Origin of the sequence: Pseudomonas sp. MWU13-2105 (assembly GCF_023242315.1) — a bacterium.
Classification (GTDB): Bacteria; Pseudomonadota; Gammaproteobacteria; order Pseudomonadales; family Pseudomonadaceae; genus Aquipseudomonas.
The window spans coordinates 221,807-232,068 of record NZ_JALLIY010000014.1 but is presented as its reverse complement, the minus strand read 5'-3'; the positions used below and the strand labels follow the sequence as shown (position 1 = coordinate 232,068).

Here is a 10,262-nt window from a genome sequence, read left to right as displayed (position 1 = left end):
GCGCTCGGCCTGGCCGCTGGCGATCAGCTCGGCAGTGGCCCGGTGCATCACGGCATGCACGGGGGCCGGAGCGTTGTAGGGAGGTTTGCCGGCAACGAAGTCGGCCTTGAAAGCATCCAGTTTGGCTTGAAGGGTCATGAGTATTTCCTCGATAGGTTGATGTGTCGAGACTCATGATCGCGACATCGCCGCTCGCCCAGTAGAGAGCTGGCCTGCATAGGAAATATGCCCATCAGGAATGCCCTTCACAACTCACCTTGCGCAAGCGATGCCTATTCCAGCCGGGAATGTAGTGGTCTAATGAAACCGGACACCCATTTAAAAGCATCATTTTAAATGTGGCACTCCACGCATTGCTGGACGAAGGCTTGATTTCGTTCACCGACCAGGGCGATCTTTTGGTAGCGAATGACTTGAGCCAAGCGGACGCATCTGTGTTCGGCGTGGATGTTCCATTGCGTGTTTCCTTTCATCCAAATGCCATCCCATACATCCAACACCACCGGCTCACGACATTCCAAGGTGAACCTTGCGCGCTGAAGAGATAGCTATCAGTTGAGTCCTGCTCGCAGTGAATAGAAATCCAGCGGCTCCCAGCGTGTATCCCTACGCAAGGCACTGCAATCCTGTAGGAGCCGGCTTGCTGGCGATGAACAATAACGCGGTGAGCCTGCCGTGCGCCGCCGCCAATCTCGACATCAATCGAAGATCGCCCGGTCCTTACGCCCTCTCCCCGCGCAACATCCACTGCGTCAAATCATCGACGACCGCCCAGTATTCCAACCCGGCCTCTCGCGCCCATTGCCGGTGCCTATTTCGCCCCGAGTGTCGCAATGTAATGAGCGACAGAGACGACATCTTCATCAGGCAGTGAATGGATGACCTGCTTCATCAGGCCGTCACGCGGGCGCTGCTCGGTCTGTTGAAGAACCTTGAGCTGGCGAATCATGTAATAGGCGTGTTGACCTGCCAGGCGCGGAAACCGACCCTGGCCCTGCCCCTCGGCACCGTGGCAGGAACTGCACTGCGCGACGCCCGACTCAGGCAAGCCCTTGCGAAAGATCAACTCGCCGCGCGCATCAGGCGTGTCGGCATCAGCCTTCATGGGGCCCTGACTGGAAAAATAGTCCGCCAGTTCGCTGATCTGGGTCTGCGTCAAATGGGTAAATCCCCACATGTACTGAGTCCCGATCTTATCGTTGCGCATATGGCCCTGGAAGTCAGCCAGCTGTAACTTCAGGTACTCTTTTTGCTGGCCGGCCAATTTGGGAAACATCGGCGAGACGGACTCCCCCGTCAATCCGTGGCACATGGAGCAAACCTTGTCGACCATGGCCAGGCCGGGCATCGGCGAGGTTTGTTCCGATGCCTGCTCGCTCGTACCGGTACAACCGGTGAGCGCCACCACGCCAAGGGCAAGAAACCATTGCGAACGATTGAAAGAACGCTTCATGCAAATTGCTTTCATGGTCTACGCCCCTGCGCTCAACTGATCAAAACGCGTGGGAGGTGCTCAGTCGTACGTCAACACCCACTTTTGTCCAGATTTCTCCCATGAAGCCTCCCTCGTCTTGATTTATATCAAGTCTGCGCGTGTACCAGAGATAGCCACGGCCATGAGCAACAGTGCCTTGCGCTATGATCGATTTATCGGCGCTCGACGGGAGACTGCCATGCCGATGATCTCAGCGTGCCGCATGCACACATGCAATTGACCGAAAACCCGTCTGGGCGAACTGGACAATGAGGAGCGCTGGGTGATGAAGCAGATGAACATCGGCAAAGCATTCACACTGATGGAGTCAGGCCCGGTTGTCTTCGTCACCACCCACGATGCTGAAAAGAACAACATAATGACCATCTCGTGGACCATGGTGATGGGCTTTACGCCGATATTTGCCATAACCACCGGCCCCTGGAATTACTCCTACGCCGCGCTTCGCAATACCAGGGAATGCGTCATTTCAATCCCCACTGTGGATCTGATCGATCAAGTGGTGGGTGTCGGAACATGTTCCGGCGCCGATACCGACAAATTTGTAAAATTCGGACTGACGCCTGTGACGGGGAAACATGTCAGGTCACCCTTGATCAAGGAATGCCTGGCCAATATCGAATGCAAAGTTATCGATATCATCGAGAAGCACAATATCGTTGTCCTCGAAGGCATCGCTGCGTACTTCGATCGCTCACGAAAAGAGACGCGAACTATTCATGCCGTGGGTGATGGCACCTTCATCGTCGACGGACGTAAATTGAATCGAAGAAAAATGATGGCATCGAAGCTTCCAGAGGGTGTCTAGGGTCTGCGTGCGACAAGTGCCCGCTCCACATCCCGAGGCGCGGTACACCACGCTTGCTCAAGGCGTCCGGTCAAGGTAAGCGGTTTCACGCTAACGGCAGCGTACCGACGGAGAACGAAAGTGCGCTGAGCCCGCCGACCTCCCAGCACAAACCATTGGCCGAAGCAGCTGCAATATCGCCAGCCACCCTGGTTTGCTCAACAATGAACGATCGCTTAACCTTTTCATATGAGCATTCGATCTCTGGACAGCACCATGGCCACCACCAAAAAAATCGACAATCCCTACAAGAAGCCCATCAGCAGTGAACTGACATACCTTGATGTGCGTCAGGCCGCGCGTGACGGACAAACAGCCTTTCATGCCTTCATTGCCACCGGAAAACTGCCCGTCACCAAGTAAGCCACGCACGCTCTCCAACCTTGTCAGCATCAATCGACACGCAGGACATTTCCTATAATCAATTAAGACCTGTAGCAAATAGCGGAATTGCTCTTTTTTTCAGTGTTTATCTGCCTTTATATCCGACGTCATCTTTCACACATCAAGGATGTGAAGCGTGGCGCACGGATTCATCAATGAAACAACTATGATTTGTTGCAGGGGTTGCTGGGTTATAGCTCGATTGGCATCGGCAGCACCACCGCGGCCTGGGGACGGCATTTGAGTGGGGTTGAGGAAACCTTGAAAGACATAGAAAAACTGCATCAGCAGCACCTGAAAGACGGCGCTTCGGCAAGGACCGAGTTCATCGCTCGGCGCCAAGTCCTGTTCCAGAAGCTGGACACCCAACTCCAGGGCGTCGGTCATTATGGCACCAGCCTGCGGCATAACAAATCGATCAAGAAGAGGCTCGGCATTTCCACCCGACGCTATCTGCATCGCCAGGACATCGACGGGTAGGCGCAGCGGATCAACAAGATTGCCAGTACCTCCCGATTTCTGAGCAAAGGCGGTTATGTGGGCATGGCGCTGGACGTGGGGGCGGCGGGGCTGGCGATTCAAGAAGCCTGTTCGACCGGGCGAGAGGAGCAGTGCCGGAAGGCGCGCTATGTGGAAGGCGGGAAAGTAGCGGCCGGGATTACGGGATCTCACTTCGGAGGAAAGGTTGGCGCCTATGGAGGGCGCATTGTATGTGCCGTTGGATTGGGTGTTGTGTCGGGAGGTTGGGGTGCGTTGAGTTGCGGAATTATCGGTGGTGCCGTCGGCGGATATGTGGGAGGAACGTGGGGAGGAAAATTCGGAGAGTCAATGGGGGATCTGATGTATAAGTGGGAAGGCTTATGACCATTTATCCGCTATTAGCCGTTTTTAGTATATTTTTCATGCTCTTTGGTATTGGCTTGTCAACCTATGTCGTCAATACAAAATTGGATCTGGTCGAGCCCTACTTCAATAATAATGCAATGATAATCGGTGATCGCCGGTGGTGGGGCGGAAGCTCGTTCAAAGATCGCTCGATGAGACAAGGGGTGATCAGCATGATGATCATGTTCCCCAAAATATTTATCTGGCGCGGGCTCTTGACCCAGCAAGAGGTCGATGCCATTCCGCTGAAACTCAAGCGATGGATCAAAGCCCCATTGTATTTTGAGATCCCTTTTTTTCTTGCCGCTATCGCATTCTGTATAGGGGAACAATTCCAGTGAGCGTTAAGCCCACCCCCTGGCAAATCACGAGGGCATCGCCAAACAGCTATCGACAAGCGGTGAGCCGGCAGAAAGTAGATCGATGGACAGCCCAGCACTCGGTGGCCATAGTAGCGCTAGGTATTACCTTTCGCTACAGGAGTGCCAGCATGGCAACAGCAACCTCCATCAAGCTCGATGATGAGCTTAAAGGGCGCGTGCAGCATCTGGCCGAGGCTCGCCGCCGCACCTCGCACTGGATTATGCGCGAGGCTATCGCGCAGTACGTTGAGCGCGAGGAAAAGCATGAAGCGTTCCGGCAGGACACGCTGAAAGCATGGGAAGAGTTTCAAGCCACTGGCCTGCACGCGACGACCGATGAAGTAGAGAAGTGGCTTTCGAGCTGGGGCACTGAAAATGAATTGCCTGCGCCCGTATGCCACAAGTGATCTTCGCCCCTGCCGCCATTCGGGACATTCAACGGTTGCGGGAGTTCCTGCGTCCAAAGAACGCCGACGCCGCTGGTCGAGCAGGCACAGTAATCATGCAGAGCGTGCGGATGCTCGGAATTCAACCACATATTGGCCGCCCGATTGAGGATCTGCCCGACGAGTACCGGGAATGGTTGATTGACTTCGGAGACAGCGGCTATATAGCCCGCTACCATATCAATGGCGATTTCGTCACGATCTTGACTGTTCGACACTAAAAGGAGCTTGGATACAAGTAACTCACTCTGTGAGCCATGCAGGCTGGCTTTATGCCAGACCTGCGGAAAAACCGCCCTACCAAGGCGGTTTTTTTTCGCCCCGACTTTCTGGAAAAAGGGGGCACCCCACCCCTCGGGGACAACACCTCAGACCACGCTCATCTAGACTCAACAGGCGGTCGCAAAAAGAACCGCGTACGTCGCTTTGGTGCAGGCGAATCAAAGGCCGCGTGGCAAGCTGGCTTTTATGCCCTGAAGAGGTGCGGCAAAGACCGCATCGGGCCCAACAAGATACCCGCCCAGGGTGCCTGGCCAACGGCCTGAAATGCCACGATACGTGACGTGGCGTGAGTGCCGCAGCCGACACTTTCGGACAACCGACAACCGCCTGGTTTGTCCGTGACCGTGAGGAATGCCGTATGCCTGATGAGATGTTGCACCTGCCTATGGTCAATAACGTGCTGGAGCGCCACAAGGGCTCCCCCGGCGCACTGTTGCCCATCCTCCATGAGATTCAGGCAGGCATCGGCTACATCCCCGATGCCGCCGTCCCCGAGATTGCCCACGCCCTCAACCTGAGCCAGGCCGAGGTACGCGGGGTGATCAGCTTCTACCACGACTTCCGTAGCGCGCCTGCGGCCCGGCATATCCTGCGCCTGTGCCGCGCCGAATCCTGCCAGAGCCGCGGCGCCGAGCAGCTCGCCGCGCAACTGCGCGAACGTCTGCAACTGGACGACCACGGCAGCAGCGCCGACGGCAATATCAGCCTGCGTCCGGTGTATTGCCTCGGCGCCTGCGCCTGCTCGCCGGCCCTCGAACTGGATGGACAGGTGCATGCGCGACTCAGCGCCGAGCGCCTGGATGCCCTGCTTGATAGCTGCCTGGAGGACGCATGATGCCGAGCCTCTATCTCCCCGCCGATTCCCTTGCCCGTGCCGTGGGTGCCGATGAGGTCGCCGTGGCCCTGGCCACCCAGGCCGGCGAACGCAATCTGCCGCTGGACCTGCAACGCACCAGCTCCCGTGGCCTGTACTGGCTGGAACCGCTGCTGGAAATCGACAGCGCGCAGGGCCGTATCGGCTTCGGCCCGCTGACCGTTGCCGATGTGCCGTCGCTACTCGATGCGCTACAAGGCGATCCGTCCGCCCATCCCCTGGCCCTGGGCCCGGTGGAGCAGTTGCCTTACCTGAAGACGCAACAACGGCTGCTGTTCGCCCGCGCCGGCATCACCCGACCACTGTCTCTTGAGGATTACCGCACCCACGGCGGCTTCGAAGGTTTGACCCAGGCCATCGCCCTGGGCGGTGAGCAGACCGCCAGCGCCGTGTTCGATTCCGGCCTGCGTGGCCGTGGCGGCGCGGCCTTCCCCGCCGGGATCAAATGGCGCACGGTGCGCAGTGCCCAGGCGGCGCAGAAATACATTGTCTGCAATGCCGACGAAGGCGACTCCGGCACTTTCGCCGACCGCATGCTGATGGAGGGCGACCCGTTCCTGCTGATCGAAGGCATGGCCATTGCCGGCATCACCGTCGGCGCCAGCTACGGCTATATCTATGTGCGCTCGGAATATCCACAGGCCGTCGCCACCCTGCGCGAAGCCCTGGAGATCGCCCGCGCCGCCGGTTACCTCGGCAGCAATGTCGGCGGTAGCGGCCTGGCCTTCGACATGGAAGTGCGCGTCGGTGCCGGCGCCTACATCTGCGGTGAAGAAACCGCGCTGCTGGACTCCCTCGAAGGCAAGCGCGGGATCGTCCGCGCCAAGCCGCCGATCCCCGCCTTGAAGGGCCTGTTTGGCCTGCCGACCCTGGTGCACAACGTGCTGACCCTGGCCTCGGTGCCACTGATCCTGGCCAAGGGCGCGCCGTTCTATCGCGATTACGGCATGGGCCGCTCCCTGGGCACCATGCCCTTCCAACTGGCGGGCAATATTCGTCACGGCGGCCTGGTGGAACGGGCCTTCGGCCTGACCCTGCGGGAACTGGTGGAAGACTACGGCGGCGGTACCGCCAGCGGCCGGCCGCTGAAGGCCGCCCAGGTCGGCGGCCCTCTCGGCGCCTGGGTGCCGCCCAGCCAATTCGACACCCCGCTGGATTACGAAGCCTTCGCCGCCATCGGCGCCATGCTCGGTCACGGTGGCGTGGTAGTGGCTGACGACAGCCTGGACATGGCCCGCATGGCGCGTTTCGCCCTGCAGTTCTGCGCCGAGGAATCCTGCGGTAAATGCACCCCCTGCCGCATCGGCTCGACCCGCGGCGTGGAAGTCATTGACCGCCTGCTCGCCGCACCGGACCAGAACGGTCGTGATACCCAGGCGCTCATCCTCAAGGACCTGTGCGACACCCTGCAATACGGTTCGCTCTGCGCACTGGGCGGCATGACTTCCTATCCGGTGGCCAGCGCCCTCAAGTACTTCCCCGCCGACTTCGGTCTGCAATCCTCGGAGGCCGAGCAATGATCACTCTCTTCGACCCGAATACCGATATCGACCTCGGCACCCCGGCCCGCGACAGCCAGGTACAGGTCACCCTGAACATCGACGGCCGCAGCATCAGCGTGCCCGAAGGCACCTCGGTGATGCGCGCCGCCGCGCTGCTGGGCACCACCATTCCGAAACTCTGCGCCACCGACAGCCTGGAAGCCTTCGGCTCCTGCCGCATGTGCCTGGTGGAGATCGACGGCATGCGCGGCTACCCGGCGTCCTGCACCACGCCGGTCAGCGAAGGCATGAGCGTGCACACGCAGACGCCGAAGCTCGCCACTCTGCGCCGCAATGTCATGGAGCTGTATATCTCCGACCACCCGCTGGACTGCCTGACCTGCTCGGCCAACGGCAACTGCGAACTGCAAACCGTCGCCGGCCAGGTCGGCCTGCGGGAGGTACGCTACGGCTATGAAGGCGACAACCACCTGGCCGAGCAGAAGGACACCTCCAATCCCTACTTCGACTACGACCCGAGCAAGTGCATCGTCTGCAACCGTTGCGTGCGCGCCTGTGAAGAAACCCAGGGCACCTTTGCCCTGACCATTACCGGGCGCGGTTTCGAATCCCGGGTCGCGGCCGCCGGTGGGGAAAACTTCCTCGACTCGGAATGCGTATCCTGTGGCGCCTGCGTGCAAGCCTGCCCCACCGCGACCCTGATGGAAAAAAGCGTGGTCGAACTGGGCCAGCCCGAACGCGCCGTGATCACTACCTGCGCCTATTGCGGCGTGGGCTGCTCGTTCCGCGCCGAGATGAAGGGCGACAAACTGGTACGCATGGTTCCCGACAAGAACGGCCAGGCCAACCACGGCCACTCCTGCGTCAAGGGGCGCTTTGCCTGGGGCTATGCCAGCCACCCGGATCGCATCACCAAGCCGATGATCCGCAAGCACATCAACGACCCCTGGCAGGAGGTCAGCTGGGATGAAGCGGTGACCTACGCCGCTGGCGAATTCCGCCGGCTGCAGCAGAAATACGGGCGCGACTCCATCGGAGGCATCACCTCCAGCCGCTGCACCAACGAAGAAACCTACCTGGTGCAAAAACTGGTACGCGCCGCCTTCGGCAACAACAACGTCGACACCTGTGCGCGGGTCTGCCATTCGCCAACCGGCTATGGCCTGAAACAAACCCTGGGCGAGTCCGCCGGTACCCAGAGTTTCGACTCGGTGATGCAAGCCGACGTGATCCTGGTGATCGGTGCCAACCCCAGCGATGCCCACCCGGTGTTCGCCTCCCAGCTCAAACGCCGCCTGCGTGAAGGCGCGCGACTGATCGTCATCGACCCACGGCGCATCGACCTGGTGGACGCGGTGCATGGCCGCGCCGAACTGCACCTGGCCCTGCGCCCGGGCACCAACGTCGCCATGCTCAACGCCCTGGCCCACGTCATCGTCAGTGAAGGCCTGCTCGACCAGGCCTTTATCGACGCCCGCTGCGAGGGCAGCGATTTCGCCCACTGGAGCGAGTTCGTCAGCCGCGCGGAAAACTCGCCGGAAGTCCTTGGCCCGATCTGCGGTGTCGCCGCTGCCGATATCCGTGCCGCCGCCCGCCTGTATGCCGGTGGCAAGAATGCGGCGATCTACTACGGCCTGGGCGTCACCGAACACAGCCAGGGCAGCACCGCGGTGATGGGTATCGCCAACCTGGCCATGGCCACCGGCAATATCGGTCGCGAAGGCGTGGGCGTAAACCCGCTGCGGGGTCAGAACAACGTGCAGGGCTCCTGCGACATGGGCTCCTTTCCCCACGAGCTGCCCGGTTACCGGCACATCTCCAACGAGGTGGTGCGGGCGCAGTTCGAACAGGCCTGGCACGTCAGCCTGCAACCCGACCCGGGGCTGCGCATCCCCAATATGTTCGAAGCCGCCCTCAGCGGCAGCTTCAAGGGCCTGTATTGCCAAGGCGAAGACATCGCCCAGAGCGATCCCAATACCCAGCACGTCACGGCCGCTCTATCGGCGATGGAATGCATCGTGGTGCAGGATATTTTCCTCAACGAAACCGCCAAGTTCGCCCACGTGTTCCTGCCGGGCAGCTCGTTCCTGGAAAAGGACGGCACTTTCACCAACGCCGAGCGGCGCATCTCGCGGGTACGCAAGGTCATGGAACCGCTGGGCGGCAAGGCCGACTGGGAAGGCACGGTGGCCTTGGCCAATGCCCTGGGTTACCCCATGCACTACAAGCACCCGTCGGAAATCATGGATGAAATCGCCAGCCTGACGCCGACCTTCACCAACGTCAGCTATGCCGCGCTGGATAGCCACGGCAGCCTGCAATGGCCGTGCAACGCCGCCGCACCGGATGGCACGCCGACCATGCACATCGAGGAATTCGTGCGCGGCAAGGGTCGCTTCATGCTCACCGGCTACATCCCCACCGAGGAGAAGGTCAACAATCGCTATCCACTGCTGCTGACCACCGGGCGCATCCTCAGCCAGTACAACGTCGGCGCCCAGACCCGGCGCACCGAGAACGTCGCCTGGCATGACGAAGACCGCCTGGAAATCCACCCGAGCGATGCCGAGAGCCGTGGCATCAACGAAGGCGACTGGGTCGGCATCGGCAGCCGCGCCGGACAGACCGTACTGCGCGCGCGGGTCACCGAACGGGTCGCCCCGGGCGTGGTGTACACCACCTTCCACTTCCCTGAATCGGGGGCCAACGTCATCACCACCGACAACTCCGACTGGGCCACCAACTGTCCGGAGTACAAGGTCACCGCCGTCGAAGTCAGCCGTGTCTACCACCCTTCCGAGTGGCAGAAACGCTATCAGGAATTCAGCGACGAACAACAACGCCTGCTTGATGAGCGCCGCCATGAACGCAGCGCAGGAGCCAAAGCCGAGGTGCGCCGATGAGTACTGAAAACCTGATCAAGATGGCCAACCAGATCGCCCAGTACTTCGCCACCGAACCGGACCAGCAACAGGCCGTGCTCGGCGTGCGCAATCATCTGCAGATGTTCTGGACACCCGGCATGCGCAAGGAGTTGCTGGCCTGGCAGACGGAGCATCAGGGCGCTGACTTGCACCCGCTGGCGCAGGCGGCGGTCAGTGGCGCGGGGTGGGAGGCTTAGGTTCAGACGATCGCTTGGGATGCCCCCTTGGCCTGTGAGGACGGGTCGAGGGGCGTTCCAGTGC

The 10,262-nt window shown here is 60.3% G+C and carries 11 protein-coding genes; 9 read left to right on the top strand and 2 right to left on the bottom strand.

Going from position 1 to position 10,262, the window contains the following annotated elements:
* Positions 1–811: 811 nt before the first annotated feature.
* Positions 812–1,453, bottom strand: a complete 642-nt coding sequence (locus M5B96_RS21455; RefSeq protein WP_248799015.1) for a c-type cytochrome — start codon at positions 1,451–1,453, stop codon at positions 812–814.
* Positions 1,454–1,760: 307 nt separating this feature from the next.
* Here M5B96_RS21455 and M5B96_RS21450 point away from each other — a divergent pair, with 307 nt between their 5' ends.
* Positions 1,761–2,303, top strand: a complete 543-nt coding sequence (locus M5B96_RS21450) for a flavin reductase family protein (protein WP_248799014.1) — start codon at positions 1,761–1,763, stop codon at positions 2,301–2,303.
* Between the two features lie 255 nt (positions 2,304–2,558).
* Positions 2,559–2,705 carry a hypothetical protein gene (locus tag M5B96_RS21445; RefSeq protein ID WP_248799013.1) on the top strand — a complete coding sequence of 49 codons (147 nt, stop codon included), beginning with the start codon at positions 2,559–2,561 and terminating at the stop codon, positions 2,703–2,705.
* A gap of 135 nt (positions 2,706–2,840) precedes the next feature.
* Here the strand turns inward: M5B96_RS21445 and M5B96_RS21440 are convergent, their stop codons facing one another.
* Complete coding sequence (locus tag M5B96_RS21440; protein ID WP_248799012.1) at positions 2,841–3,308, bottom strand: hypothetical protein; 468 nt, start codon at positions 3,306–3,308, stop codon at positions 2,841–2,843.
* A 278-nt stretch (positions 3,309–3,586) separates the two neighbouring features.
* Here M5B96_RS21440 and M5B96_RS21435 point away from each other — a divergent pair, with 278 nt between their 5' ends.
* The 7 genes from M5B96_RS21435 (at position 3,587) to M5B96_RS21405 (ending at position 10,198) form a co-directional block, all read left to right on the top strand.
* The gene (locus M5B96_RS21435; RefSeq protein WP_248799011.1) at positions 3,587–3,952 is read left to right on the top strand and encodes a hypothetical protein; all 366 of its coding nucleotides are present in this window, start codon (positions 3,587–3,589) and stop codon (positions 3,950–3,952) included.
* Positions 3,953–4,101: 149 nt separating this feature from the next.
* On the top strand, positions 4,102–4,380 hold the full coding sequence (locus tag M5B96_RS21430) for a CopG family ribbon-helix-helix protein (protein ID WP_248799010.1): 279 nt from the start codon (positions 4,102–4,104) through the stop codon (positions 4,378–4,380).
* Positions 4,368–4,640, top strand: coding sequence for a type II toxin-antitoxin system RelE/ParE family toxin (locus M5B96_RS21425; RefSeq protein WP_248799009.1), 273 nt, complete (start codon positions 4,368–4,370; stop codon positions 4,638–4,640). Before M5B96_RS21430 ends, M5B96_RS21425 begins: the two co-directional genes overlap by 13 nt.
* 419 nt (positions 4,641–5,059) lie before the next feature.
* Positions 5,060–5,536, top strand: coding sequence for a formate dehydrogenase subunit gamma (locus tag M5B96_RS21420; RefSeq protein ID WP_248799008.1), 477 nt, complete (start codon positions 5,060–5,062; stop codon positions 5,534–5,536).
* Entirely contained in the window at positions 5,533–7,095 is a 1,563-nt protein-coding gene (locus M5B96_RS21415; protein ID WP_248799007.1) for a formate dehydrogenase beta subunit, read from the top strand. The genes M5B96_RS21420 and M5B96_RS21415 overlap by 4 nt, the downstream gene beginning before the upstream one ends.
* Positions 7,092–9,980 carry a formate dehydrogenase subunit alpha gene (gene fdhF, locus M5B96_RS21410; RefSeq protein ID WP_248799006.1) on the top strand — a complete coding sequence of 963 codons (2,889 nt, stop codon included), beginning with the start codon at positions 7,092–7,094 and terminating at the stop codon, positions 9,978–9,980. Before M5B96_RS21415 ends, fdhF begins: the two co-directional genes overlap by 4 nt.
* A complete protein-coding gene (locus tag M5B96_RS21405; protein ID WP_103497581.1) occupies positions 9,977–10,198 on the top strand; it encodes a formate dehydrogenase subunit delta in 222 nt (73 codons plus the stop codon). The genes fdhF and M5B96_RS21405 overlap by 4 nt, the downstream gene beginning before the upstream one ends.
* The last annotated feature ends 64 nt before the right edge of the window (positions 10,199–10,262 follow it).

What these genes read in the sequence shown, in the direction of transcription:
- M5B96_RS21450 (WP_248799014.1), top strand. Translation starts at nt 1,761, where the DNA reads ATGAAGCAGATGAACATCGGCAAAGCATTCACACTGATGGAGTCAGGC.
- M5B96_RS21425 (WP_248799009.1), top strand. Translation starts at nt 4,368, where the DNA reads ATGCCACAAGTGATCTTCGCCCCTGCCGCCATTCGGGACATTCAACGG.
- M5B96_RS21445 (WP_248799013.1), top strand. Translation starts at nt 2,559, where the DNA reads ATGGCCACCACCAAAAAAATCGACAATCCCTACAAGAAGCCCATCAGC.
- M5B96_RS21415 (WP_248799007.1), top strand. Translation starts at nt 5,533, where the DNA reads ATGATGCCGAGCCTCTATCTCCCCGCCGATTCCCTTGCCCGTGCCGTG.
- M5B96_RS21455 (WP_248799015.1), bottom strand. Translation starts at nt 1,453, where the DNA reads ATGAAGCGTTCTTTCAATCGTTCGCAATGGTTTCTTGCCCTTGGCGTG.
- fdhF (WP_248799006.1), top strand. Translation starts at nt 7,092, where the DNA reads ATGATCACTCTCTTCGACCCGAATACCGATATCGACCTCGGCACCCCG.
- M5B96_RS21420 (WP_248799008.1), top strand. Translation starts at nt 5,060, where the DNA reads ATGCCTGATGAGATGTTGCACCTGCCTATGGTCAATAACGTGCTGGAG.
- M5B96_RS21430 (WP_248799010.1), top strand. Translation starts at nt 4,102, where the DNA reads ATGGCAACAGCAACCTCCATCAAGCTCGATGATGAGCTTAAAGGGCGC.
- M5B96_RS21405 (WP_103497581.1), top strand. Translation starts at nt 9,977, where the DNA reads ATGAGTACTGAAAACCTGATCAAGATGGCCAACCAGATCGCCCAGTAC.
- M5B96_RS21435 (WP_248799011.1), top strand. Translation starts at nt 3,587, where the DNA reads ATGACCATTTATCCGCTATTAGCCGTTTTTAGTATATTTTTCATGCTC.